Raw genomic sequence first — 25,658 nt, forward strand, 5'->3', positions numbered from 1 at the left:
CCACAGACATAGTATGCCAAAATTGCGACACAACGTCCCCGACGAAAGAAGGGCTTCTCTGAGGCGACAAGATTGTGTCGAATTTGCATGAGCAAATGAGCATGGGGCAATTGCGAACCTTTCGGTTCCGTCGGGCTAGCAATCAACTGCACCCATCAGTATGGTCCGCGGCGTCAATAATATGCCGCGTCACTGCTGATTGTGTCTGCCGCCATTGCCACTCCAGGATGAACTACGATGTCCGACCATGTCGTCCCGCACTTCCATAACGATGCCGGTGTTCCCGTCATCGAGATCGGCTCGCAAGAGTTCATGTGCGTCGGCGCCAATCCTCCGTTCGATCATCCGCACGTCTTCCTGGACCTCGGCAACGACAACGAGATCATCTGCCCGTACTGCTCGACGCTGTACCGCTTTGCCGCCGACCTGAAGCCGGGCGAAGCCCGCCCCCCCGAATGCGTGCTGAAGGACAAGGTGGCCTGACCGTTCTCTTCGGTCAGTGGCCCTCCCGCGAACGATCGTCATTGCCGGTGCCGGAATCGGAGGACTGACGGCTGCGCTTGCGCTGGCAGCCCGCGGTTTCCGCATCGTCGTGCTGGAGAAGGCCGAGCGGCTCGAGGAAGTCGGCGCCGGCCTGCAACTTTCCCCCAATGCCAGCCGCGTGCTGGTCGAGCTTGGCCTCACGGAACGGCTGAAGCTGCGCGCCGTCGTTCCGGAGGCGGTCTCGATCATGAGCGCGCGCGCCGGCGGCGAATTGCTGCGCATGCCGCTCGGCGAGGCGGCGTCAGCGCGCGCTGGCGCCCCCTATTGGGTGGTGCATCGGGCCGACCTGCAATCCGCGCTCGCCGGCGCGGTCGCAGACCATCCCGATATCGATTTGAAATTGGGCGCGACCTTCGAGGATGTCGCGCCCCACGCCAAGGGACTGACGGTGGTCCATCGTAGCGGGACCATTCGCCGCAGCGACCTCGCCAGCGCCCTGATCGGCGCCGACGGCATCTGGTCGACGGTACGCCAGCATCTGTTCCCCGAGGTGCAGCCGCGTTTCTCCGGCCTGATCGCGTGGCGCGGCACGCTCGATGCGACGCAACTGCCGAGGGACTACACCGCGCGGCGGGTGCAGCTCTGGATGGGCCCAAATGCCCATCTCGTCGCCTATCCCATTGCGGGCGGCCGCCAAGTCAACGTGGTGGCGGTGCTGCCGGGCAGCTGGAACAGGCCGGGCTGGAGCACTCCGGGGGATCCCTCCGAGGTGATGGACGCCTTCGCCGCGCCGCGCTGGCCGCCGGCGGCGCGAATGATGCTCGCAAGCGTCGACAGCTGGCGCAAATGGGCGCTGTTCGGCGTGCCCGATGGCTGCCCCTGGAGCAAGGGCCCGGTCGCGCTGCTCGGCGATGCCGTGCACGCGATGCTGCCGTTCGCGGCCCAAGGCGCCGGCATGGCGATCGAGGATGCGGCCGTGCTCGCCCGGCATCTGAGCATCAAGGCCGCAGAGGACGCGGGCAGCGTCGCGGCAGCGCTGACACACTATGGCCGCGCCCGTCAGGTCCGTGTCAGGAAAGTGCAGCGCACGGCACGGCAGCAAGGCCGAATCTATCATCTCGGAGGCCCGCTCGCGCTCGCGCGCGATCTTGCGATCCGCGCACTCGGTCCGAACCGCATGCTGGCGCGGCAGGACTGGATCTACGGCTGGCGTCCCTGACGCGGGAGCGAGACAGCCTTAGCGCTTCGGAGCGGGCTTGATGTCCGGCCGCTGCGGCCCAGAAGGCGCCGGCTTCGCATCAGGCGGCGTTTCCCGGCACCGGTTGCGGCGCCAGGCGTCCTCCGCCAACTGCGCCGAGCCGCGCACCGCGACGTAGTCGTTGCGATAGGCAAGCTCGGACACGACGGCGCCGCCGGCCCCGGTCTCGGCCTTGTCCATCAGCTTCTGCAGTTCGGCGGTGCGGGCGGCGAGCGCCTTGCGTTCGCCCTCGAGCTGCTTGCAATCGTACAGTTCGTATTTGGCAGGATCGGCGAACGCCGGAGCGACCGTCTCGCTCATGCCGGCGCAACCGGACAGCGCGAAGCCGGCCGCGACCAGCGCGGCCATCGCGCAGCAGGCGCGCAAGGAAGAGGAAAGCGAAGCAAGCATGGGCAGAAAAATAGTCCCCGTGAATTGAGAATGCCTAAAGCAGGACCAGATGTCCGGATTGAGGCTTTGCCTTGTGCCGCCGGCTCGCTTAAGGAAGAGCCCCTGTCCGGCGCAGCAGCACCAATTCCAGGCCGCCGGACAGGACTTAAGTGTTTGATCTCGTTGGATCAAGCGGGCATGGCGGAATTGGTAGACGCAAGGGACTTAAAATCCCTCGGTGCGCAAGCGCTGTGCCGGTTCGACCCCGGCTGCCCGCACCAACGCGCTCGCTCTCCGATGTTTGAGCCCAAATCCTCACCGAAAGCCGCTTCACAGTTTTCCGAATCGCTTTCAGCCAGATTTGGCCCGGTTTGGCTGCATCGCCAACGTCGAGATTCCCAACGCGATTCCCTTGAGCGGCCTGTCATCATCAACGGAATATCTTGCGCCGCAGAGGTCGAGACCTCACGCGCCTTCCGTAAGACAACGGGAAGCAACCAGTTCCATCGTATCGACCGCGCGTGAGCCGCAATGCGTCCGGCTCTATCCCCATTCAATCTTAACCGATCGTCCCGATCATGGCGGCATTGCAGACAATTCTGGCGCGGTACATGGATAGGGCCGAGTTCGAGAGCGAGATCGCGCGTGCGTCCTGCTGGTCGTTTCGGCCGGCTCTGGAAGACATGTACGTCGCGCGCTGTGGGCCTTCGATGGCCCGTCACATGGCCCGCGCGGCGACCGTCAACGCCGTTTTGACGCTTGCCGCCATCGGCTTCGATCGGTCAAACAGCCTGGAGGTGTTCGCCGCCGCGTGGCCATGGCGTTGCCTCGCTGCAATGCTCTGTGCGGGCGTAGCAATGTTCGGCTTTCGATCCCGCGACGGCGGTCGGACCGGCCTCGCCTATGGCATCGCTGTCCTCGCCATCATGGCAAGCATCGAGTTCGCCGGTGTCGCCGCTCCGCCGGCAACGCAGGAGAACTACATGCTGGCGGCGATCATCCTGTTCGCTGTCTGCCTTGCGGCCGTTCCCATTCCGTTTGTCGCTGGTCTGATCACGTGCCTGATCGGTGCAATCCTGCATCCGCTTCTGCCGGTTCTGTATGGAGCCGGCACGAGCCACCTCTTGAGCGACTCCATCATCGGCTCCGCTGCGTCACTGACAATCCTGCTCGTCATCCGCAAAAATGAAATTGGTCGGCGGCGCCGTTTCCTGGAGACACTCCGCTACGAACTCGCCGCGACCGAATTGAGCCTGATGAACAGGGAATTGCTCCGGCTGTCCAATACCGATGCGTTGACCGGCCTTCCGAACCGGCGCTTCTTCGAAGCCGAGGCCGCGCGGCTGTGCGCGGAAAGAGGAAATCGCAGCATCGGCGCGATCCTGATGGATGTCGACCACTTCAAGAAGTACAATGACGCGGCCGGGCACATTGCCGGAGACGTGTGCCTGCGCACGGTTGCGCAAGCGCTTGCCGGCAAAGCTCGCGAAGACGGCGTCAGCATCGTCCGCTATGGCGGCGAGGAATTCGCGGCGATGATTCCGGCGAACACGCCGTCCGAGTTGGAGACCCTTTGCGAGGGCCTGAAGAACGCGGTCGCCAATATTAAGCTGTCTCATCCCGGCCTGCCCGGCCAAAACGTGAGCATCAGCATCGGCCTGGCCTGGCGGGATGAATTGGCAGACGAACCGCAATCGCTGCTCGAAGAAGCTGACAGGGCCCTGTACGACGCAAAAGCTGCCGGGCGAAATTGCATCTCCTGGCCCCGCGCAGCCACACCCTCGCCCAGCATCATCCCGGTGCAGGGAGTGTCCGGCGTCACTCCGAACGTACACTCCTAAAATCCCGCGGTGCGCCAGCGCTATGCCGGCTCGGCCCCGGCTGCCGGGATTCTCGCGACGAGACTTTGCCTCATCGCGCCGTTGACGCAGAGGCGCGATCGCACCTAATAGTTCCGCCAACTATTCGGTTATCCCAACGAAACATTCCACACCAATCGGAGAGTCGGACGAGCAGAGGCCGCTTCCGGGTGGCCTTTGCATTTTCAACTGACGCATCATTTCAAATGGAGACTCGCATGCGCTTTGCTGAATTCGCCAAATCCGCGGCCACCGCGCTGCTGTTTGCCGTCGCTTTGGCCGCCCCGGCGCATGCGCAGATCAACAAGCAAGTCATCTCGGGCACATGGTACGAGGATCGGGCTACGGCAAATGGCAATACCAACTCGCTCATTCTGACACTCACTCAAGTGCCGGCAAACAAGTTTCTCAATATCACTCACGTCGCTTGCACGATCGCCACGCAAACCAGCCAGGTTCTGGATCGTGTCGATTTGAACACCGGATCGACCTCGGGCAATTCCGATCTTGGCCGGTCCTATCCCCTCCGAGGAAACGTCTCTCCACAGGTCGTGGCCAGCGCCAATAGCTGGTCCGTTGTGACGGACAAGGTCTATTTCAAGATTGGACCGGGCCGTTATCCGTCGATCAGCATCTCGACCTATAGCTCGGGAGGAGCCACGCCCTACGTCACCGCGAGCTGCGTCATCGTCGGAGATCTGTCGGACTCCTGAGGCGCTGGCAAGCGCTAAGCCGCTTCGCCCGCGGCTGCCCGCGCGCCTTGCGCTGGCGCCGCCAACCACGCCCACAACATGATCCAGAAGCAGACGAGCGCAGCCGCAATCTGCACGAAGCTGCCTTCGATCGACATTCCCGTGATCGAGACCAGCGTCGGAACCGCAATGCCGATGGTCAGCACGGCGGCGAGGGCGGCGGCCGGGAGATCGACGATCAGGACCGCGAAGTAGACCGCGAGCTCCAGGAAGGCATATTCCTTGAGGCGCGGCGAGCAGAGATAGAGGCCCGACATCGCGAGCACCGTCATCCGCATCGCCGCCTGCGGATGATCGATCAGCCAGCCGTCGAGGCGTGCCGGCAACGATCCCGCATTGTTGCGGATCGCACGCAGCAGCGACCAGCCGAGCGGCGCGAGCACGAACGCCGTTGCCGCCAGCGCGTAGATCGCAAACACGAGCGGCTTGCTGTCGGCGACACCGGCACGATCCACAATGCTTTGCGCCAGCAGCAGCAGCGACGGATTGGTTTCCTCGAGCTGGACCGAATGCTGATCGGGGATCCCTCCGGTGATCGCGAGCAGCCAACTCGAGAACAGGTTCGGATAGAAAACAATCGAGACCAGGATCGGCAGCACGAAGCCGAGGCCCGCCACGGTCATCAGGACAAGTTTCCGCCGCCGTGACAGCGGCAGAAAATAGAGTGCGGCCAGCACCGGGCAGAACACCAGCTTGAACGACATCACGACGCCGAGCAGCGCCGCCCCTGCCACACGGGCCACGTCATGGCGATCGTCGGGCTCCGTGGAGCGAAGCAGAAGGGCGAGTGCTGCAGCAGTCAGCGCGCCGCCGAGGATTGCGAAATTGCCCGAGGCCAACACCCATTCGAAGCCGACGAACGCACCGAACACGGTGAGCCCCTTCAGGGGCACGTCGTGCAAGCTGCGCGTCCGGCCGATCGCCGGCAGCAGCAAGCTGCTGAGCATGGCTAGGATGAGAAACACGCCGCGGTGATGGCCGACGAGAAAGCCGCCTGCACACAGCGGGCGGAAGGCGTCGAGCGTCACCGGCAGATAAGGATAAGAGAGCTTGGTGCCCTTCAGATTTTTCACGAAATAGGGATCGAGCCCGTCAGCATGCGCATCGACCGCTGCGCAATTGACGCGAACGTCCCAGCCGTATCGCGTATCGAGCGCGGCGTCGTTGGCGAGATTGGCGAACACCAGAAACGCCACCAGGGCGATCAGGCAGGCAAGCCAAAGGCTCCGCTTGCCGACCATGTCGGTCGAAGGTCCCGACCATCGTGCTGTCCCGGTGATATCAGACACGTCCGATCCTGCCTGTGGCTTGGTTCCCCCGGCGCCCGACAGGCGTCCGGTCGGGCCACATTGGAGAGGATGCGTTGCGGATTCATCTCTCCGATATGCCGTCCCCGCTGTTATGGTGAATCCCTGGTTTCCAAGCCGTGCCTGGCGTGAGGCGCGGGCGGCGAGCCAGGCATCGAGCGCCTCCCTCGTATCCCGCATCGCCTGATCCTGCTCGACGGCGCCGCGACCGCGATGCTGATCCCACCGCATCCTGCCCCGCCGGACAGCCATCCCAAAACATGGGTTGTGCGACGCAGCATGGGCGCTAGATATGACCTTTGAAATCAGAGGTGAGCTGCTTGTCCGACGTCAATGCCGACGATTGGGTGTCCTCGGGACACCGTCCGATGGGTTTTCCCGAATTCGTTGTCGTGATCGCGTCCATCATGGCGCTGAATCCGCTCGCGATGGACATGATGTTGCCGGCGCTGCCCAATATCGGGGCGGCCTTCACCATTGCCAACGCCAACCATCTCCAGCTCGTGCTGTCGACCTTCCTGATCGGCTTCGGCGCCGGCCAGTTCGTCATGGGTCCGTTGTCGGACCGCTTCGGGCGGCGGCCGGTGCTGCTCGGCGGCATGGCGGTCTATGCGGTGGCGAGCGTGCTCGCGGTCGCGGCGCCTTCGTTCGAGACACTGCTGCTCGCGCGCGCGCTGCAAGGCCTCGGCACCTCGGCGACGCGCGTGATCGCGACCTCGATCGTGCGCGACTGCTATGCCGGCCGCCGCATGGCAAGCGTGATGTCGCTTGCGATGATGGTGTTCATCGCCGTGCCCGTGATCGCGCCCTCGTTCGGACAAGCGGTGCTGCTGGTCACGCAATGGCGCGGCATCTTCGTCGTGCTGATGCTCTACGGTGTGCTCGCGCTGGCATGGAGCGTACTGCGGCTGCCTGAAACCCTGCCCGAGTCCGAACGCCGCTCGCTGGCGCCCGCCGACGTGCTCTCGGCCTTCCGACAGACCGTCACCAATCGCCAGACCATCGGCTATGCGACAGCCGCCGGCAGCGTCATCGGCGCGCTCTTCGCCTTCGTATTCTGCGCGCAGCAGGTCTTCACCGGCATCTATCATCTCGGCCACTATTTCCCCCTCGCCTTCGCCACAATCGCGGCCGGCACGGCCATCGCCGGCTTCCTCAATGCGAAGCTGGTCGGACGGCTCGGCATGCGCGTGATCTCGCATGGCGCGCTGACGCTGTACGCCGTGGTGGCCGGCGTGATGCTGCTGACCGAAATCCTCGGCCTGCTGCCCCTACCCCTGTTCATGGTGCTGTCGGCGCTGATGATGTTCTCGTTCGGCATGATGGTCGCCAATTTCACTGCGCTCGCGATGGAGCCGCAGGGCCACATCGCCGGCACCGCCTCCTCGCTCTACGGCTCGATCACGACGCTGATCGGCATCGCCGTCGGCACGGCCATCGGCCAAAGCTTCGACGGGACACTGCTGCCGTTCTCCGTCGGCTTCTTCCTGTCGACGCTGGCGGCGCTCGCGATCGTGCTCGTGGTGGAGAAGGGACGGCTGTTCAAGCCGCACCATCGCCCCATCGCCTGAGGAACTTCGCGGACCTCTCGATGTTGTCCTGCAGCATTTCGAGAGGCGGCTTCAATGGAACTGGAACAGCACGACGAACGTCACGGGTCAGAGCGGCGGCAGACTGGGGAGCCGGCCGCGGCCGCCGAGCAAGCCGTCGTCAACCCGCCGTTTGCCAGCGAGGGGCTCGAGCAGGTGCGCGACAGCCACTGCTGAACGATACGCCCCATTTCGTCCCGCTTCGCGCAACAGAAAACGGCGCCGCTGATGACAGCGGCGCCGCGCGATGATCGAGACGAAAGGTGCAGGAAGCCCTTCCCTGATCCGGACTTGTCTTACTCGGACTTGTCGATGTTCCAGAACACCGGCGTCGCCGGGCCGTCGAGCACGCCGGAAAGCGACTTCCGCCACGCGCTCGGCGCCAGATACTGGCCGAGCGGGATGTAGATCACCTGGTCGTAGGCTTCCTTCTGGATCTCGGTTGCGATCTTCTTCTGATCGTCGAGCGAGGCAGCACGGACGAAGTCGTCCTTGAGCTTCTCGATCTTGGCGTCTTCCGCCCAGCCGAACCAGCCACCCTTCTTGCCCTGGCCGCCGATCGAGAGATTGGAGATCGGGTTGGACACGTCGGCGCTGACCCAGTTGGTGAAGAACATGTTCCAGCCACCCTCCTTCGGAGGCTTCTGGCTGGCTCTGCGACTCACCACCGTCTGCCAGTCGGTCGCCTGCGCGTCGACCTTGAAGCCGGCTTCGCGGAGCAGCTGCACGGCAACCGTCGGCTGCGCCTTCAACGTCACGACATCGCCGGGCACCATGACGACGACGGGCGTGCCGTCGTAGCCGGACTCCGCGAGCAGCTTCTTGGCCTCCGCCATGCCGTTGCCTTTGACCAGCGATTCGGAGCCGAGGTCGGTCGCGAACGGCGTGTCGCAAATGAAGAAGGCGCCGCAGATCTTGTAGTATTTGGGATTGCCGACGAGCGCGTCGAGCACGTCCTTCTGGTTCATGGCCAGAAGTGCGGCGCGGCGGATCTTCGGATTGTCGAAGGGCGGAAACAGGAAGTTCATGCGGCCAAGCGTCTGGTAGCCGAACTTGTTGAGCGTCTCGACCTTGAGGTCGGAATTGCCTTCAAGCACGGGGAGCAGATCCCACGGCGGAACTTCCATGAAGTCGATGTCGCCCGATTGCAGCGCGTTCACCGCGGTCTGCGAGTCCGGCATGGTGATCCACTCGACGCGGTCGACCTTCACCACCTTGCCGCCGGCAGTCCAGCTCGCCGGCTCCTTGCGCGGCACGTAGTCGGTATTCTTGACGTAGACCGCCTTCACGCCGGGCTGGAATTCACCCTGCACGAACTTGAACGGGCCGGAGCCGATCTGTTCGGGGATCTGCTTGTCCGGCGGAGTCTCGGCGAGGCGCTTGGGCATCATGAAGGCCACGCGCGAAGAGGGTTTGCCGATCGAATCCAGCACGAGGCCGTAGGGCTCCTTCAGCTTCAGCGTGATGGTCTTGGGATCGGTCGCCTCGATGCTCGCGGTGAACTGCATCATCTGCTGACCCATGCCGTCGACCGCAGCCCAGCGCTTCAGCGAGGCGACGCAGTCCTCCGCCGTCACCGGTGCGCCGTCATGCCATTTCAGGCCGTCGCGCAGCGTGAAGGTGTAGGTGAGCTTGTCGTCGGAGATCTTCCAGTCCGCCATCTGCGGCTGGATCTTGAAGTTCGCATCCGTCGTGATCAGCGTGTCGTAGACCATGTAGCCGTGGTCGCGCGTGATGTAGGCGGTGGTGAAGATCGGATCGATGATGCGCAGATCCGAATGCATCACCGCGGTGATGGTCTTGCCGGCCGCGAATACCGGCGAGGCCATCGCCGTCGAAAGCGCGACGACCGACAGCGCGAGTGTGGAGGCGAACGCGCGACGCCCCCGGCGCATCAAGCTCAACATAGAAAGTTTCTCCTGACGTGAAACTGTTCAAAGGCAGGTTATTGGTTGAGCATCAGGTTCGTTCTTTAGGCGAACTAACCCCATGCAATGCCTTTATCTTTCGAGACTTGCAGACAGTCTTGAGCGCGTCAATCCGGTTTCGGTGCAGCCCATGGCATCGCACGCACGGGCTCCACAAAGATCGGTTTGGTTCTACAACTCTCTCCACTTGTCCTGCCGGCGCTGATGCAATGCGCATTCCATCTTTCTCAGCTTGAGAGACATTGAGATGAATCCAGCCAATCTTCCCTTCGATTCCGAGGCCATGCTCGAGGGCCTGCGCACCTGGGTCGAATGCGAAAGCCCGACCTGGGACGCGAGTGCGGTCAATCGCATGCTCGATATCGCAGCGCGGGAGATGGCCATCATGGGTGCGACCATCGAGCGCATCGCCGGCCGTCAGGGCTTTGGCGGCGTCATCCGCGCGCGTTTTCCGCATCCCAAGCAAGGCGAGCCGGGCATCCTGATCACCGGCCACATGGATACAGTCCATCCGCTCGGCACCATCGAGAAGCTGAAATGGCGCCGCGAGGGCAACAGATGCTACGGCCCCGGCATCTACGACATGAAGGGCGGCAACTACCTTTCGCTGGAAGCGATCCGACAGCTCGCGCGCGCGTCCTTCGCCACGCCCCTGCCGATTACCGTGCTGTTCACGCCAGACGAGGAAGTCGGCACGCCTTCGACGCGCGACATCATCGAGGCGGAGGCCGCGCGCAACAAATATGTGCTGGTGCCCGAGCCCGGCCGCGCCGACAACGGTGTCACCACCGGACGTTACGCCATCGCGCGATTCAATTTGGAAGCGACGGGGCGGCCGAGCCACGCCGGCGCGACCTTGTCGGCGGGACGCTCGGCAATTCGCGAGATGGCACGGCAGATTCTCGCGATCGACGCGATGACGACGGAGGACTGCACCTTCTCGGTCGGCGTCGTGCATGGCGGCCAATGGGTCAATTGCGTTGCGACCACCGCCACCGGCGAAGCGCTCTCCATGGCCAAGCGCCAGGCCGATCTCGACCGCGGCGTCGAGCGAATGCTGGCACTGTCGGGAACCGCGAACGACGTCACCTTCAAGGTGACGCGCGGCGTCACCCGTCCAGTGTGGGAGCCGGATGCCGGCACCATGGCGCTTTATGAAAAGGCGCGCGGCATCGCCAAATCTCTCGGCGCGGAATTACCGCATGCGAGTTCCGGCGGCGGCTCCGACGGCAACTTCACCGGCGCGATGGGCATTCCGACACTCGACGGCCTGGGCGTACGTGGCGCCAACGGCCACACGCTCGAAGAGTATATCGAGGTCGAGAGCCTGGTTGAGCGTGGCCGGTTGATGGCGGGGCTTCTGGCGACGCTGGACTGATTCAGATCGTCGTTCCACGGCACATCGAGCACGCGAACTCGGAAAACAACTGGCCGCACTGCAAAATCTGTGGCCCTGATGGCACGGGAATTGCTGAAATGTTAGGCTGATGGCAGAACGGGCCATGACCGTTGCCGCCGATTTGACTCTCATCTGACGGATCCAACTTGCTCGGATATCTCCTTCGCCGAATCTTCGCCGCCGTGCCCGTGATGGGTGTCGTCGCACTGTTCGTGTTCCTGTTGTTGCGGCTGACGCCCGGCGATCCCGCCGCGATCCTCGCCGGCGACAATGCCACGCCGGAACGGCTGGAGCGCATCCGCACCTCGCTCGGCCTCAACGAGCCCTTGATCGTGCAGTTCATCACCTGGGTGAACAAGTTGCTGCATGGTGATCTCGGAACGTCCCTGATCTCCAACCTGCCGGTCATCAAGATGATCGGCCAGCGTGTCGAGCCGTCGATCTCGATCGCGCTGTCGACCATCATCCTCGCCGTCGTCGTCGCCGTGCCGCTCGGCGTCATCGCGGCCTGGAAGCACGGCACCTGGATCGACCGGTTCGTGATGGGCCTGTCCGTCCTCGGCTTCTCGGTGCCGGTGTTCGTGGTCGGCTATGTCCTGATCGAGGTCTTTGCGATCGACCTGCGCTGGGTGCCGGTGCAGGGCTTCAAGAGTATCTCGGCCGGCTTCGGGCCGTTCTTCGAGCGCATCATCCTGCCGACCTGCGCGCTTTCCTTCATCTACATCGCGCTGATCGCACGCATGACGCGCGCAGCCATGCTCGACGTGCTCGGCGAGGACTACGTGCGGACGGCTCGCGCCAAGGGCATCACCGAGGTCGCCGTGATGATGCGGCACGCGCTGCGCAACGCCGCCGTGCCCGTGATCACGGTGATCGGCACCGGCTTTGCGCTCTTGATCTCCGGCGTCGTCGTTACCGAGAGCGTGTTCAACATCCCCGGCATCGGCCGTCTCACGGTCGATGCCGTGCTGGCCCGCGACTATCCGGTCATCCAGGCGATGATCCTGCTGACCTCGCTGATTTACGTCGTCGTCAATCTCCTGATCGACGTCGCCTACACGCTGCTCGATCCCCGGATCCGGTACTAGGGCCAAGGACAAGAACAACCATGACGGTCGATAGCCTTCCCCAGTCCTCGATTCCGATCACGTCGCCGCTGCGGCCGCGCCTCGGATTCCTCACCTCGACGCCGATCATCGCGGCGGCCACGATCCTGCTCGCGCTGATCGTGGTGATCTCGATCCTGGCGCCGCTGATCGCGCCGCACGACCCGATCCAGCTTGCGCCCTCGCAGCGCCTCAAGCCCGCCTCCGCGCAGTTCCTGCTCGGCACCGACGCCTACGGCCGTGACCTGCTGTCGCGCGTCATCTATGGCGGCCGCATCTCGCTTCTGATCGGCATCGGCTCGGCGATCCTGTCGATCGCCATCGGGCTCGTGATCGGTCTCGTCTCCGGCTTCTTCAAGCTGGTCGATTCCATCCTGATGCGCGTCATGGACGGCCTGATGGCGATGCCGAGCATCTTGCTTGCGATCGCCGTGGTTTCGCTCTCGGGCGCCAGCATCTGGACCGTGCTTGTTGCCATCACGATCCCCGAAATTCCGCGCGTCGCACGCCTGGTGCGCTCGGTCGTGCTGTCGGCGCGTGAAGAGCCCTATGTCGAAGCGGCGATCTCGGTCGGCTCCTCGCTGCCGAAGATCATGTGGCGGCACCTGATGCCGAACACGATCGCGCCGCTGATCGTCCAGGGCACCTATGTCTGCGCCTCCGCGATCCTCACCGAGGCCATCCTCTCCTTCCTCGGCGCCGGCATCTCGCCGGAGACGCCGACCTGGGGCAACATCATGGCCGAGGGCCGCCAGTATTTTCAGCTCAAGCCGACGCTGATCTTCTGGCCCGGCCTTTTGCTCTCGATCGCCATTCTCAGCATCAACCTGATCGGCGACGCCGCCCGCGACGCACTCGATCCCCGCATGAAGCAGCGGGAGGGGAAGTGATGACCGATCAAGCGATGACCACCCCCGTCCTCGACATCAACAACCTCGTCGTCTCCGTCGGCAAGAAGCCGGGCGGACCGAAGATCATCGACGGCATCTCGATCCAGGTGCACGAGCGCGAGACGCTGTGTCTCGTCGGCGAAAGCGGTTCGGGCAAGTCGGTGACCTCGCTCACCACGATGGGCCTGCTGCCGAAGGGTACCCTGGTTCCAACGGGCGGCAGCGTGAAGCTCGTCGGCGAGGAGATCCTCACCGCGACCGATCGTCGCCTGCGCCAGCTGCGCGCCACGAAAATGGCGATGATCTTCCAGGAGCCGATGACCGCGCTCAATCCGGTGGTCCCGGTCGGCCGCCAGATCGACGAGGTGCTGCGCGCCCATACCGATCTCGATGCGAAAGCGCGCAAGAGGCGCATTCTCGACATGATGGAGCAGGTCCGTCTGCCCCAGGTCGAGCGCATCTTCGCCTCCTACCCTCATCGTCTCTCCGGCGGCCAGCGCCAGCGCATCATGATCGCGATGGCGCTGGTGCTGGAGCCGAAGCTGCTGATTGCCGACGAGCCGACCACCGCGCTCGACGTCACCACGCAGAAGCAGATCCTGACCCTGATCCGCGACCTCCAGCGCGATCACGGCACGGCCGTGCTGTTCATCACCCACGACATGGGCGTGGTCGCGGAGATCGCCGACCGCGTCGCGGTGATGCGGCAGGGGCGCTTGGTCGAGACCGGTCCGCTCGAAACCGTGCTGCGCAATCCGACCATGGAATACACCCGCAATTTGCTCGCCTCGGTGCCGAGCCTGGTGCCGCGACCGCCGCGCGAGGAGAGCCACGAGCCGGTCGTGCTCGAGGCCAACGAGCTCAGCAAGGTCTACAAGGAGCGCGCCTTCTTCGGCAAAGGCCGCGAGGTCGTTGCCGCCGACAAGGTGACGCTGACGCTGCGCAAGGGCCGCACGCTCGGCATCGTCGGCGAAAGCGGCTCGGGCAAGTCGACGGTGGCGCGCTGCATCGTGCGCCTGATCGATCCGACCTCCGGCGGCGTGCGCCTGTCCGGCCGCGAGATCTCCGACATCTCGCGCCGCCTGCTCCAGCCGCACCGCCAGAAGATCCAGATCGTGTTTCAGGATCCCTACCGCTCGCTCAACCCGCGCGTCAGCGTCGGCGAGAGCATCGCGGAAGGTCCGATCAATTACGGCGTCTCGCATGCCGATGCGATGAAGCGGGCCCGCGAGCTGCTCGAGCTGGTCGGCCTGCCGGCCGATGCCGTGTCGCGCTATCCGCACCAGTTCTCCGGCGGCCAGCGCCAGCGCATCGCCATTGCGCGCGCGCTCGCGCTCGATCCGGACGTCCTGGTCGCGGATGAAGCGGTCTCCGCGCTCGACGTCTCCGTGCAGGCGCAGGTGCTGGACCTGCTCGACGAGATCCAGAAGCGGCTCGGCATCGCCATCCTGTTCATCACCCACGATCTGCGCGTCGCGGCGCAGATCTGCGACGAGGTCGTGGTGATGCAGCACGGCCGCGTCGTCGAACAGGGCCCGGCCGCGGAGGTGCTGACGCATCCGCAGGAGGCCTACACCAAGGCGCTGCTGGATGCAGCACCGGGACGCAACTGGGACTTTGCGAATTTCCGACCGGTGTCGGAGGGCGTGGCGGCGAGCGCCTAGCTGTATCCCCAATGTCGTCCTGGCGAAAGCCAGGACCCATTACCCCAGGGAGACGTTTGGCGAAGACTGGTCGTTCGGGACTCGCACCAGACGCAATCGATAGACCTCGCGGTATGGGTCCTGGCTTTCGCCAGGACGACACCGAGGTTGTGGCGAGTGTTGACGCTCACAACACCACCCACCGCATCCGCAGCATTCCCAAAACAGCTTGACCCTATGCATGGCGCGATTGCTTCCCAGCTTGCTCTCCTCACAAAGCCAAGGCTAACGTCGCGCACTTTCAATCGGCTGGACTGAACTGAATGACACGTATCGCCGTCGGCGGCTTCCTGCATGAGACCAACACCTTCGCCCCGACGAAGGCGACATTCGCGGACTTCCAGCACGGCGGCGGCTGGCCGGCGATGACTGTCGGTGCAGACGTGCTGAAGGTGATGCGGCGCATCAATGTCGGGCTCGCCGGTTTCGTCGACAGCGCCGAAACCAGTGGCTGGGAACTCGTTCCGACCATTGCCTGCGGTGCAAGCCCGTCCGCGCATGTCACCAAAGATGCCTTCGAGCGCATCGTGAAGGTGATGGTCGACGGCATCGCAGCTGCCGGCCCGATCGACGCCGTCTATCTCGACCTCCACGGCGCCATGGTCACCGAGCATCTCGACGACGGCGAAGGCGAGATCCTGGCGCGCGTGCGCCGCGTCATCGGCAAGGATGTTCCGCTGGTCGCGAGCCTCGACCTGCACGCCAACGTCACGCCCGCCATGATGGAACATGCGGATGCACTGATCGCCTACCGCACCTATCCGCATGTGGACATGGCCGACACTGGCCGCGCCGCGGCAAAGCACCTTGCTTTGCTCCTGAAGACGAAGCAGCGCTTTGCAAAGTCGTTTCGCCAATTGCCGTTCCTGATCGCGATCAGCTGGCAGTGCACCAATGACTTCCCCACCAAGGGCATCTACGAAAAGCTCGCCGCACTCGAGAGCGATGCGGTTCCGACACTGTCCTTTGCGCCGGGCTTCCCCGCCGCCGATTTCCGCGATTGCGGACCGAGCGTATTCGCCTATGGCAAGACGCAGGACGACGCCGACCGCGCCGCGGATGCGATCGTCAAGCTGATCGAAAGCCACGAGGACGATTTCGACGGCAAGATCTGGTCGCCCGACGACGGCGTGCGCCACGCCATGGAACTCTCCAAGAGCGCGAACAAGCCGATCATCATCGCCGACACCCAGGACAATCCCGGCGCCGGCGGCGATTCCGACACGACCGGCATGCTGCGCGCGCTGGTGCGCAACAAGGCGAGCGCCGCAACCGGCGCGATCTACGATCCGGAATCCGCCAGAGCTGCGCATGCGGCCGGCATCGGTGCCACCGTGACGCTCTCGCTCGGCGGCAAGTCCGGCATTCCCGGCGACGAGCCCCTCACCGAGACCTTCGTCGTGGAACAGCTCTCGGACGGCCGTTTCATCGCGCCCGGTCCCTATTACGGTGGCCGCGAGATGGAGATGGGCCCCTCCGCGGCCTTGCGCATCGGCGACGTCCGCGTCGTCGTCTCCTCGCACAAGGCCCAGCTCGCGGACCAGGCGATGTATCGCTATGTCGGCATCGAGCCGACGACGGAAAAAATTCTGGTCAACAAGAGCTCGGTGCATTTCCGCGCCGACTTCGAGCCGATCGCGGAAAAGCTGATGATCTGTGCCGCGCCCGGCGCGATGCCGGCCGACACCGCCTCGCTGCCCTGGACGCGGCTGCGTCCGGGCATCCGCATCAAGCCGAACGGCCCCGTCTTCAATCCTCCTTCACGCTAACCGGACAGGACATATGCCCACCATTGACCGCATCGACGGCTACGCCGACGAACTCACCGCCATCCGCCGCGACCTCCACGCCCATCCAGAGATCGGCTTCGAGGAAGTCCGCACCTCCGGCATCGTCGCCGACAAGCTGAAGAGCTGGGGGATCGAGGTGCATCGCGGTCTCGGCGGCACCGGCGTGATCGGCGTCATCAAGGGCAAGGGTTCGAGCGGCAAGCGCATTGGGCTCCGCGCCGACATGGACGCGCTGCCCATGGAAGAGAACACCAATCTGAAATGGAGCTCGAAAATCCCCGGCCGCTTCCACGGCTGCGGCCATGACGGCCACACCACCATGCTGCTCGGCACCGCGCGCTACCTCGCCGAGACCAGGAATTTTGACGGCACCGTGCACCTGATCTTCCAGCCGGCCGAGGAAGGCCTCGGCGGCGCCCGCGCCATGATCAAGGACGGCCTGTTCGAGAAGTTTCCGTGCGACGAACTCTACGGCCTGCACAACGCGCCCGACCTCAACCACGGCGAGATCGCGATCCTGCCCGGCCCGGCGATGGCCGGCGCCGACTTCTTCGACCTCCGCATCACCGGCTACGGTGCGCATGGCGCGATGCCCGAGCGCTCCAAAGACGCGGTCGTGATCGCGACCACGCTGGCGCAGGCGATCCAGACCATCGTCAGCCGCAACGTCGAGCCGCTGCAGGCCGCCGTGGTGTCGATCACGCAGATTCACGCCGGTTCCGCCTACAACGTGATCCCGGGCGACGCGCATCTCTGCGGCACCATCCGCACCTTCTCGAAGGAAGTCCGCGTCCTGATCGCCGAACGCATCCGCACGATCTGCGCCGGCATTGCAGCCGCGTATCAGTGCGCGATCGAAGCCGACATCCGCGACACCTTCGGCGTGCTGGTCAACCAGGTCGAGCAGTCCAAGGTGGTCGAGGAGGTCGCGCGCACGATCGTCGACCCCGCCAACGTGATCACCCGCACCCAGCCGAAGATGGGCAGCGAGGATTTCGCCGACATGCTGGAGACCATTCCCGGCGCCTATTTCTGGGTCGGCCACGACGGCTCGGTGCCCGTGCACAATCCCGGCTTCGTGCTCGACGACAAGATTCTGCCGGTCGGCGCGAGCATGTTCGCCCGCATCATCGAAACGCGGATGCCGGTGGGTTAGCAATGCACAAGAAGAGCGTCGAGGAGACGGTCACCTCGCTGCACGATCTGTCCGCGGTCGATCTGATCGCGGGCTACCGGGCCAAACAGTTCTCGCCAAGCGAGGTGCTGGAGGACGTCCTTGCGCACGTCGCTGCGTGGGAACCGCACCTGAAGGCGCTCTATGCATTCGATCCCGACAGCGCGCGCGAGGTCGCGGAGGCCTCGACCGCGCGCTGGTCCGGCGGCGAGCCATCCGGCGCGCTCGACGGCGTGCCTGTCACGGTGAAGGACAACATCGCGACCAAGGGCGTGCCGGTGCCGCTGGGGGCTGCCAGCGTCAAGCTCGTCCCCGCCGAGAAGGACGCACCGCCTGCGGCGCGGCTGCGTGAGGCCGGCGCCGTCATCTTCGCCAAGACCACCATGCCCGATTATGGCATGTTGTCCTCGGGGCTTTCCTCTTTCCACGCGCTTGCGCGCAATCCCTGGGACCTCTCCAAGAATCCCGGCGGCTCCAGTGCGGGCGCTGGCGCGGCAGCCGCGGCCGGCTACGGTCCCTTGCATCTCGGCACGGATATCGGGGGCTCGGTCCGCCTGCCGGCCGCCTGGTGTGGCCTCGTCGGATTGAAGCCGAGCTTTGGCCGCGTGCCGATCGATCCCGCCTATGTCGGCCGCGTTGCCGGCCCGATGACCCGCACCGTCGATGATTGCGCACTGATGATGAGCGTGATCGCGAAGCCCGACCGGCGCGACGGCATGAGCCTGCCTGCCGAGCCGCTCAACTGGAAGGGATTGGAAAAGTCCCCGCGCAAACTGCGCATCGGGCTGATGCTCGATGCCGGCGTCGGCCTGCCGGCGGAAAGGCCGGTCCGCGAGGTCGCGGTGAAGGCCGCAAAGGCGTTCGAATCCGCCGGCAGCGTCGTCACCGAAATCGACGGCATCCTCACGCGCGAGATGCTCGACGGCCTCGACAATTTCTGGCGCGCGCGGATGTGGGACGATCTGTCGAAACTGACGCCGGCCGAACGGGCAAAGGTGCTGCCTTACATTTTCAAATGGGGCGCGTCGGGCGCGAAGCTGTCGGGTGTCGAGGTGATCCGCGGCTTCAACCAGACCATGGCAATCCGCGCGGCTGCGTCAAAGCTGTTCTGCGACCTCGACTACGTCATCTCGCCGACCGCACCGAACGTGAACTATGCGGCGGAATGGGCCTCGCCGACCAACGATCCGATGAGGCCGTTCGAACACATCTGCTATACCGTGTCATGGAATATGTCGGAGAATCCCGCCGTCTCCATCAATGGCGGCTTCGATGCCACGGGATTTCCGATCGGTGTCCAGATCGTCGGCCGCCGCTTTGACGACATCGGCGTGCTCGGTCTGGCCAAAGCGTTCGAGGGCCTGCGTGGTGCGCAGAAGCCCTGGCCGAAGCCGCCGGCGAAGTAAAACTCTTTCGTCATTCCGGGGCGTCGCGAAGCGCGAGCCCGGAATGACGTGCTACAGAGAGAGCAACAAATAGCGGAAGGAAACCCCCATGGCGTATGAGACGATCAAGTACGAGGTCGCCGAGCAGATCCTCACCATCACGCTGAACCGGCCCGACAAGCTCAACGCCTTCAACGCGCAGATGCAAGGAGAGCTGATCGACGCGTTCGATGCCGCCGACAAGGACGACAATGTCCGCGCGATCATCGTCACCGGCGCCGGCCGCGGCTTTTGCGCGGGCGCGGACCTCTCCTCCGGTGCAGACACCTTCGATCGCGACGCGCGGCGTGGGCCGGTGAAACGTCTTGCTGATGGCAAGGTCGACTACAGCGATCCGCAGGTCCGCGATGGCGGTGGCCAGGTCACCTTGCGCATCTTCAAATGCCTCAAGCCTGTCATCGCCGCGGTGAACGGCCCTGCGGTCGGCATCGGCGTCACCATGCAGCTCGCGATGGACATCCGCATCGCCTCCGACGCCGCGCGCTTCGGCTTCGTGTTCTCCCAGCGCGGGATCGTGCCGGAGGCCGCTTCGAGCTGGTTCCTGCCGCGCATCGTCGGCATCTCGCAGGCGCTGGAATGGTGCTATTCCGGCCGCGTCTTCCCGGCGCAGGAGGCCCTCGCCGGCCGCCTCGTCAGCAAGGTCGTCGCGCCCGACGATCTCTTGCCGACCGCTCGCGCGCTTGCCAGGGAGTTCGCCGCCAAAACCGCACCCGTGTCAGTGGCACTCATCCGCCAGATGATGTGGCGCATGATGGGCGCCGACGATCCCATGGAAGCCCACAAGGTCGACAGCCGCGGCATCTATACCCGTGGCCGCTCCGAAGACGTCAAGGAAGGCGTGGTGTCGTTCCTGGAGAAGCGGCCGGCGCAGTTCAAGAACAAGGTGTCGAGCGACATGCCGGACTATTTCCCGTGGTGGACCGAGCGGGAATATAGGTAGTTCATCGTCATTCCGGGGCTCGCGAAGCGAGAACCCGGAATCTCGAGATTCCGGGTTCGCCCTTCGGGCGCCCCGGAATGACGGTGGTGAGGATCACTCCATCACCAGCGCCACCCGCCCGATCGCCTTGCGGTCGAGCAACAGCCGCATCGCCTTGGCGCAGTCTTCCAGCGGCAGGCGGTGCGAGATGTTCGGGCGCAGCTTGCCCTGCTCCGCCCATTGCAGCAGCGCCTTCAGGCGGACCTCGCCCAGCGCAGGATTCTTTCGCACGGCCTCGCCTGCGCGGACGCCGAGCACGCTGGCGCCCTTGATCAACAAGAGATTGGTCTTCGCCGAGCCGATGCCGCCGGTGAACCCAATCACCAGCAGCCTTGCCCCCCAAGCGATACAGCGCATCGAATTCTCAAACACCTCGCCGCCGACGGGATCGAACACGACGTCGGCGCCGCGGCCGTCAGTGATGCGCTTGACGGCGTCGCGGAACGGCTCGCGGTCGTAGCGCACGAGATGATCGGCACCGCGAGACTTCGCAATCGCAAGCTTCGCGTCGCTGGACGCGGTTGCGATCACGGTGGCGCCCAGCAACTTGCCGATCTCTACCGCCGCAAGGCCGACGCCGCCGCCGGCGCCATGCACCAGCAACACCTCGCCCGGCTCGACCCGGCCGCGGTCAATCAGCGCATGATAGGCGGTGCCGTGGCCGGCGAGATAAGTCGCGGCCTCCGCATAGTCGAAGGTGGACGGCATCGGCGTAAGCTGCGACGGCGTGACGACGGCCTCGTCAGTAAAGGCCCCGTGGCGCATCTTGACGATGACCTTGTCGCCGACTACGACGCCGCCCGTCTCCGCACCCACCTCGGTCACGTCACCGGCAGCTTCCATGCCGGGCGTAAACGGCAACTCCGGCTTGAGCTGATATTCGCCGGCCGCCATCAGCACATCAGGGAAGTTCAAGCCAGCAGCGCGGATCGCGACCCTCACCTCGCCGGGCTTCAAGGCGCGCGACGGAAACTCTTCCAGCCGCAACGTTTCTGGCGCACCGAGCGCACGACAGACGACCGCGCGCACCATCAGGCCGCGCTCGCCTTGCTGCGCTTGAGCGCTTCGCGGATCAGCGGCAGGCGGTCATTGCCGAAGTACATGTCGGTCTTGCCCACGAAGATCGTCGGCGAGCCGAAGCCGCCGCGCGCGACGACCTCCTCCGTGTTGGCCTTGAGCTGATCCTTGACGCTCTGCTCGGAAATGCCGGCAAAGAACTTTTGCTCGTCAACCCCAACCTTCCTGCAGATCTCGGCCAGCACCGTGTCCTGCGAGATGTCCTTGTCGTCGCCCCAATAGGCCTCGAACAATGCGGTCGCGAACGGCACCATCTCCTGTCCCAACCAGATGCAGCCGCGCATCGCCTTCACGCTGTTCACCGGAAACACCGTCGGCGGCATCTTGATCGCAAGGCCGGCCGAGCGCGCCCAATCCTGCAAATCCTTCTTCATGTAGCGCGCCTTCAGCGGCACCGGCTTTTCGCGCTGCGCGTAGACGCTCGGGTTCACGGTGTTGAAGATGCCGCCGACCAGGATCGGTCGCCAGGTGATGTCGGCGCCAAGTTCCTTGGCCAGCGGCTGAATGTTGTGAAAGGCGAGATAGGTCCAGGGGCTGGAACAGTCGAAGAAGAATTCGATCATGAGGTTTTCCTTGTTTGTTGGTCATTCCGGGATGCGCCGCAGGCGCAGGCCCGGAATCCATTTCGCCACCGTCGCTGCGGTCCGATGGATTCCGGGCTCGCGACTTCGTCGCGCCCCGGAATGACAGCTTACTTCCTTCCCAGCACTTCCTTAGCCCTCTGGCCGAACATCATCTTGCGTGATTCCTCGTCGAACGGCTCTTTCACGAATTTGCCGATCGCAAGCCCGGCCTGCACCTGTGGCCGGGCGCGCACCTCGGCGTACCAGCGCTTCACATGCGGATAGTCGTCGAGCGTAAAGCCCTGCGCCTTGTGGGTCATGGTCCAGGGGAAGCAGGCGATGTCGGCGATGGAATAGTCGCCGGCGACGTAAGCGCCGGTCCTGGCGAGCTGCCGATCCAGCACACCATAGAGCCGCGCCGCCTCGTCGCGGTAGCGCTCGATCGCGTAAGGAATCTTCTCCGCTGCGTAGAGCGCGAAATGGCCGTGCTGACCGAGCATCGGTCCGAGCCCTGCCATCTGCCACATCACCCACTGGATCGTGGTGGAGCGGCCGCGCAAGTCAATGGGGAGAAAGCGGCCGGTTTTCTCCGCCAGATAGATCAGGATCGCACCGGTCTCGAACACCGGAAACGGTGCGCCGCCGTCGGCGGGTTCGTGATCGACGATCGCGGGAATCCGGTTGTTGGGCGAGATCGCCAGAAACTCAGGCGCAAACTGCTCACCTGCGCGGATGTTGACGGGCTTCACGGTGTAGGGAAGCCCGAGCTCCTCCAGCATGATCGAGATTTTCCAGCCGTTCGGCGTCGGCGCATAATGGAGATCGATCACGATCTTTCCTCGGGCCTTTCCGTTGGCCCTTCCTATGGGCCTTCCCTGTCGTCGCCGCTGGAATAGTGAGCGACTTTGGTTGTTCTGTACCTCGACGTTAAGACATGGCAGACAGAGGCGCAATCACAACCCGCCGGGAGGGACCCATGCTGTTTCCAACGACGATCGCCGGCTCCTTGCCCAAGCCCGAATGGCTCGCCGAGCCCAACATGCTCTGGGCTCCCTGGAAGTCGCAAGGCGACGAGCTTCTCCACGCCAAGCGCGACGCGACGCTGATCTGGCTGAAGATCCAGGAAGACGCCGGCATCGACATCCTCACCGAGGGCGAGCAGGCCCGCCAGCATTTCGTGCACGGTTTTCTGGAGAAGATCGAGGGCATCGATTTCGCCCACAAGGTCGAGATGGGCATCCGCAAGGACCGTTACAAGGCGATGGTGCCGCAGGTGGTCGCGCCGCTCCGGCTGAAGGGCCGCGTCCATGCCTTTGAGGCGCAAGCGGCGCGTACGCATACGAAGAAGAAGCTGAAATTCACCCTGCCCGGCCCGATGACCATCATCGACACCATCGCCGACCGCTACTATGGCGACCGCGTCAAGATGGCCTTCGCCTTCGCCGAGTTGCTCAACGAGGAAGCCAAGGCGTTGCAGGCAGACGGCATCGATCTCGTCCAGTTCGACGAGCCCGCCTTCAACGTCTACATGGACGAAGTCAACGACTGGGGCATCAAGGCGCTGGAGCGCGCTGCGCAAGGGCTGACCTGCGCCACCGCCGTGCACATCTGCTACGGCTACGGCATCAAGGCCAACACCGACTGGAAGGAGACGTTAGGCAGCCAGTGGCGGCAGTACGAGCAGATCTTTCCGGCGATCGACGCGAGCCCGATACGGCAGGTCGCGATCGAATGCCGCAATTCGAAGGTTCCGCTCGATCTGCTCGCGCTGCTCAAGACCAAGATCGTGCAAGCCGGCGTGATCGACGTCGCCAGCGACACGGTCGAGACCGCCGAGGACGTCGTCAAGGTGATCGATGCGGTGTCGAAATTCGTACCCAAGAGCAACATCATCGCCACCACCAATTGCGGCATGGCGCCAATGCGGCGCGAGATCGCCGAAGCCAAGCTGATGGCGCTCGGTGCCGGCGCCGCGCTGGCGCGCGAGAAGCTGGGGTGATGGCCGTGATCCGGCGCTAGGACTGCGCGGTCGGATGCAGCACAGGCCGATAGCCGGCCTGCAGTGTGCGGAGTGTCGAGGGCGGCGTGAGCAGCATTACGTCGCCGGCGAGCTGCTCCGCCGCGGTGTATCCCGCCGGCGACCACAGCAGCGCCCTGCCGTGGGTCACCAGAAAGCTGTCCTCGCCCTGCTGCACCATGGCGCCCTCGGGCAACTGGTCGAGCGGCGCCGGCAGCGCGTGCAGCCGCTTCTTGCCGTGGTCGAGCCGCTCGTGGTGCAGCACCGTGTCGATGTCGTGCATGCGCACGTCGTGAACGCGGTTGCCCTTCTCCCATGCAGCGCGGAAACGATTGGCATCGTCGCGGCGGCAGTAGAAGCAGGGGCGATGTCCGGCGGCGAGCGCGGTGGCCTCATCCAGGAAGAACAGCTCGGTCCAGCTTCGCTGCGCCATCACCTCGCGGCGGCGGCCGCGGAATTCGCAGGTGCAGGTGAGCCAGGCCGGCGATGACCAGCGCTTTTTCAGCAGCGTCTTCGTCGCGGAATCATGGATGATACCGCGATTGCCGGTGAACATGCCCCGATGCGGGGTGACGATGATCTCGCCGGTCGGCGTGACGCGGTTTTGCAGCGGCATTATTTTGGCGGCGTTGCGCTGACGCGCATCTTCCAGAGGTTCCAGACGCGATCGAGCACCTGGACGTTGACCGCATCGGCCTTCGTCGCTTCAGCCGGGGTCAGATAATTCACCTCGCCGCCGAGTGCCAGCGCCTGCGACTGAAGCCGCGCATCGACGTCGGTGTAGTAGGCGCGGAACACCGCGAGCTTCACGGAGGGGCCGACCGTCGCATCACCATGACCGCGCATCAGCACCACCGATTTGTCGCCAAGCGCGAGCGCGAGGCCCCTGCCGATCGCGGCGTTGCGCACCAGCATATCGGTCTCGCCGAACTCCTTGCGGATATCCCAGACCGGCGCCCCCGCGCCAAGAAACGCAGCGTTGTGGAAGACGGGTCGCAAGCTCACCTGGCTGATCGTGAACGGAATCACGCCGGGCGAATGCGTATGCACGACCGCCATGACGTCCGGCCGCGCCTTGTAGATTTCGCTGTGGATGAAGCGCTCGAGGAAGACGGTGCGGCCCCTGGCATCGATCGCATTGCCGTCGAGATCGAACTCCATGACGTCATCCGCGGTGACCAGCGCCGGCGCCAGCGAACGCGACATCAGAAAATGATTGGGATTGCTGGGATCACGCGCGCTGACATGGCCGAATGCATCGACCACGCCGAATTCGGCTAGCACACGGCTGCCGACCACGATGTCGTCGATGACAGACGCACGATCCTGGCTTCGCGCCTCGGCGGTCAGGACCGTGGCCGCGAGCGCGACGATGAAGCCACAAAGTGCCGATCGCGCGCGTCCAGCCATGGCCATCAGCCTCTGTGCTTATGCCGCGCCGTCGCGCAGCGGCGGGTGGTAGGACAGCGCGGTGTCCCAGGGGAAGAAGATCCAGGTGTCCTGCGAGACTTCCGTGATGAAGGTATCGACCAGCGGGCGCCCCTTCGGCTTGGCGTAGACGGTGGCGAAATGCGCGTCCGGCAGCATCTCGCGGACCAGCTTGCCGGTCTTGCCGGTGTCGACGAGGTCGTCGACGATCAAGAGCCCTTTGCCGGTGCCGCCACCGAGCTTCATCGCCTGTTCTGAAATACCCTTGAGGACCTGAAGCTCGCCCTGCTTGTCATGGTCGTAGCTGGCGATGCAGACCGTATCGATCACGCGCACGCCCAGCTCGCGCGCCACGATCGCGGCCGGCACCAGGCCTCCGCGGGTGATCGCGATGACGGCGTGAAACGGACCGACCTCGTTGAGCCGCCAGGTCAGCGCCCGGCAATCCCGATGGAACTGGTCCCACGACACCGGAAAGGGCCGACCCGCCCGTTCCTGCGCGTTCAGTTCCGGTGCTTCACCAGCCATCGTCGTCTCCTGCA

Annotated in this window: 24 protein-coding genes and 1 tRNA gene; 16 read left to right on the forward strand and 9 right to left on the reverse strand. The window is 64.5% G+C overall.

Features of this window, described 5'->3' with window-relative positions:
* The first annotated feature begins 237 nt into the window (after nt 1-237).
* Together JQ587_RS10110 and JQ587_RS10115 are read left to right on the forward strand one after the other, a co-directional pair.
* Entirely contained in the window at nt 238-483 is a 246-nt protein-coding gene (locus JQ587_RS10110; protein WP_008562814.1) for a zinc-finger domain-containing protein, read from the forward strand.
* Nucleotides 484-499: 16 nt separating this feature from the next.
* Nucleotides 500-1,702 carry an FAD-dependent monooxygenase gene (locus JQ587_RS10115; RefSeq protein ID WP_212425200.1) on the forward strand — a complete coding sequence of 401 codons (1,203 nt, stop codon included), beginning with the start codon at nt 500-502 and terminating at the stop codon, nt 1,700-1,702.
* 18 nt (nt 1,703-1,720) lie between these two features.
* On the opposite strand, the gene JQ587_RS10120 is transcribed toward JQ587_RS10115, so the two are convergent.
* Nucleotides 1,721-2,131: a twin-arginine translocation pathway signal gene (locus tag JQ587_RS10120; RefSeq protein WP_212301767.1), complete on the reverse strand. Its 411-nt coding sequence runs from the start codon at nt 2,129-2,131 to the stop codon at nt 1,721-1,723.
* A gap of 171 nt (nt 2,132-2,302) precedes the next feature.
* Here JQ587_RS10120 and JQ587_RS10125 point away from each other — a divergent pair.
* The 3 genes from JQ587_RS10125 (at nt 2,303) to JQ587_RS10135 (ending at nt 4,682) form a co-directional block, all read left to right on the forward strand.
* Nucleotides 2,303-2,391 (forward strand) — tRNA-Leu (locus tag JQ587_RS10125).
* 297 nt (nt 2,392-2,688) lie between these two features.
* Nucleotides 2,689-3,951 (forward strand): GGDEF domain-containing protein, encoded by a 1,263-nt coding sequence (locus JQ587_RS10130; RefSeq protein WP_212425201.1) that lies wholly within the window; start codon nt 2,689-2,691, stop codon nt 3,949-3,951.
* A gap of 236 nt (nt 3,952-4,187) precedes the next feature.
* Nucleotides 4,188-4,682, forward strand: a complete 495-nt coding sequence (locus tag JQ587_RS10135) for a hypothetical protein (protein ID WP_212425202.1) — start codon at nt 4,188-4,190, stop codon at nt 4,680-4,682.
* Between the two features lie 14 nt (nt 4,683-4,696).
* On the opposite strand, the gene JQ587_RS10140 is transcribed toward JQ587_RS10135, so the two are convergent.
* On the reverse strand, nt 4,697-6,010 hold the full coding sequence (locus JQ587_RS10140) for a hypothetical protein (RefSeq protein ID WP_349629490.1): 1,314 nt from the start codon (nt 6,008-6,010) through the stop codon (nt 4,697-4,699).
* A gap of 338 nt (nt 6,011-6,348) precedes the next feature.
* On the opposite strand from JQ587_RS10140, the gene JQ587_RS10145 reads away from it, so the two are divergent.
* Together JQ587_RS10145 and JQ587_RS10150 are read left to right on the forward strand one after the other, a co-directional pair.
* Nucleotides 6,349-7,599 (forward strand): multidrug effflux MFS transporter, encoded by a 1,251-nt coding sequence (locus tag JQ587_RS10145; protein WP_212301770.1) that lies wholly within the window; start codon nt 6,349-6,351, stop codon nt 7,597-7,599.
* A gap of 54 nt (nt 7,600-7,653) precedes the next feature.
* Nucleotides 7,654-7,794, forward strand: a complete 141-nt coding sequence (locus JQ587_RS10150; protein ID WP_212301771.1) for a hypothetical protein — start codon at nt 7,654-7,656, stop codon at nt 7,792-7,794.
* 119 nt (nt 7,795-7,913) lie between these two features.
* Here JQ587_RS10150 and JQ587_RS10155 read toward each other — a convergent pair whose 3' ends face one another.
* On the reverse strand, nt 7,914-9,524 hold the full coding sequence (locus tag JQ587_RS10155; protein WP_212425203.1) for an ABC transporter substrate-binding protein: 1,611 nt from the start codon (nt 9,522-9,524) through the stop codon (nt 7,914-7,916).
* A 268-nt stretch (nt 9,525-9,792) separates the two neighbouring features.
* On the opposite strand from JQ587_RS10155, the gene JQ587_RS10160 reads away from it, so the two are divergent.
* From JQ587_RS10160 to JQ587_RS10195, 8 genes are all read left to right on the forward strand, one after another.
* Nucleotides 9,793-10,923 carry a M20/M25/M40 family metallo-hydrolase gene (locus tag JQ587_RS10160; RefSeq protein ID WP_212425204.1) on the forward strand — a complete coding sequence of 377 codons (1,131 nt, stop codon included), beginning with the start codon at nt 9,793-9,795 and terminating at the stop codon, nt 10,921-10,923.
* Between the two features lie 167 nt (nt 10,924-11,090).
* On the forward strand, nt 11,091-12,032 hold the full coding sequence (locus JQ587_RS10165) for an ABC transporter permease (RefSeq protein ID WP_212301774.1): 942 nt from the start codon (nt 11,091-11,093) through the stop codon (nt 12,030-12,032).
* 20 nt (nt 12,033-12,052) lie between these two features.
* A complete protein-coding gene (locus tag JQ587_RS10170) occupies nt 12,053-12,940 on the forward strand; it encodes an ABC transporter permease (RefSeq protein ID WP_212301775.1) in 888 nt (295 codons plus the stop codon).
* A gap of 14 nt (nt 12,941-12,954) precedes the next feature.
* Nucleotides 12,955-14,604, forward strand: coding sequence for an ABC transporter ATP-binding protein (locus JQ587_RS10175; RefSeq protein ID WP_212425337.1), 1,650 nt, complete (start codon nt 12,955-12,957; stop codon nt 14,602-14,604).
* Nucleotides 14,605-14,906: 302 nt separating this feature from the next.
* Nucleotides 14,907-16,412, forward strand: coding sequence for a M81 family metallopeptidase (locus JQ587_RS10180; protein WP_212425205.1), 1,506 nt, complete (start codon nt 14,907-14,909; stop codon nt 16,410-16,412).
* A gap of 13 nt (nt 16,413-16,425) precedes the next feature.
* Entirely contained in the window at nt 16,426-17,589 is a 1,164-nt protein-coding gene (locus tag JQ587_RS10185; protein WP_212301777.1) for a M20 aminoacylase family protein, read from the forward strand.
* Between the two features lie 2 nt (nt 17,590-17,591).
* Nucleotides 17,592-19,013 (forward strand): amidase, encoded by a 1,422-nt coding sequence (locus JQ587_RS10190; protein ID WP_212425206.1) that lies wholly within the window; start codon nt 17,592-17,594, stop codon nt 19,011-19,013.
* Nucleotides 19,014-19,101: 88 nt separating this feature from the next.
* Nucleotides 19,102-19,992 (forward strand): crotonase/enoyl-CoA hydratase family protein, encoded by an 891-nt coding sequence (locus JQ587_RS10195; RefSeq protein ID WP_212301779.1) that lies wholly within the window; start codon nt 19,102-19,104, stop codon nt 19,990-19,992.
* A 93-nt stretch (nt 19,993-20,085) separates the two neighbouring features.
* Here JQ587_RS10195 and JQ587_RS10200 read toward each other — a convergent pair whose 3' ends face one another.
* The 3 genes from JQ587_RS10200 to JQ587_RS10210 form a co-directional block, all read right to left on the reverse strand.
* Nucleotides 20,086-21,063, reverse strand: coding sequence for an NADPH:quinone oxidoreductase family protein (locus tag JQ587_RS10200; protein WP_212425207.1), 978 nt, complete (start codon nt 21,061-21,063; stop codon nt 20,086-20,088).
* Nucleotides 21,063-21,671 (reverse strand): 2-hydroxychromene-2-carboxylate isomerase, encoded by a 609-nt coding sequence (locus tag JQ587_RS10205; RefSeq protein ID WP_212425208.1) that lies wholly within the window; start codon nt 21,669-21,671, stop codon nt 21,063-21,065. Before JQ587_RS10205 ends, JQ587_RS10200 begins: the two co-directional genes overlap by 1 nt.
* A 128-nt stretch (nt 21,672-21,799) precedes the next feature.
* Nucleotides 21,800-22,501: a glutathione S-transferase N-terminal domain-containing protein gene (locus JQ587_RS10210; RefSeq protein WP_212425209.1), complete on the reverse strand. Its 702-nt coding sequence runs from the start codon at nt 22,499-22,501 to the stop codon at nt 21,800-21,802.
* 146 nt (nt 22,502-22,647) lie between these two features.
* Here JQ587_RS10210 and JQ587_RS10215 point away from each other — a divergent pair, with 146 nt between their 5' ends.
* On the forward strand, nt 22,648-23,670 hold the full coding sequence (locus tag JQ587_RS10215; protein WP_212425210.1) for a methionine synthase: 1,023 nt from the start codon (nt 22,648-22,650) through the stop codon (nt 23,668-23,670).
* A 16-nt stretch (nt 23,671-23,686) separates the two neighbouring features.
* On the opposite strand, the gene JQ587_RS10220 is transcribed toward JQ587_RS10215, so the two are convergent.
* Genes JQ587_RS10220 through gpt form a run of 3 tightly spaced genes read right to left on the reverse strand, consistent with a single transcriptional unit; the run spans nt 23,687 to nt 25,644 of the window.
* Nucleotides 23,687-24,304 (reverse strand): hypothetical protein, encoded by a 618-nt coding sequence (locus JQ587_RS10220; protein WP_212425211.1) that lies wholly within the window; start codon nt 24,302-24,304, stop codon nt 23,687-23,689.
* Complete coding sequence (locus tag JQ587_RS10225; protein ID WP_212425212.1) at nt 24,304-25,098, reverse strand: class II aldolase/adducin family protein; 795 nt, start codon at nt 25,096-25,098, stop codon at nt 24,304-24,306. The genes JQ587_RS10220 and JQ587_RS10225 overlap by 1 nt, the downstream gene beginning before the upstream one ends.
* An 18-nt stretch (nt 25,099-25,116) precedes the next feature.
* The gene (gpt, locus tag JQ587_RS10230) at nt 25,117-25,644 is read right to left on the reverse strand and encodes a xanthine phosphoribosyltransferase (protein WP_212301785.1); all 528 of its coding nucleotides are present in this window, start codon (nt 25,642-25,644) and stop codon (nt 25,117-25,119) included.
* Between the last annotated feature and the right edge of the window lie 14 nt (nt 25,645-25,658).

The sequence above is a fragment of the Bradyrhizobium manausense genome (assembly GCF_018130615.1).
Taxonomy (GTDB): domain Bacteria; phylum Pseudomonadota; class Alphaproteobacteria; order Rhizobiales; family Xanthobacteraceae; genus Bradyrhizobium; species Bradyrhizobium manausense_A.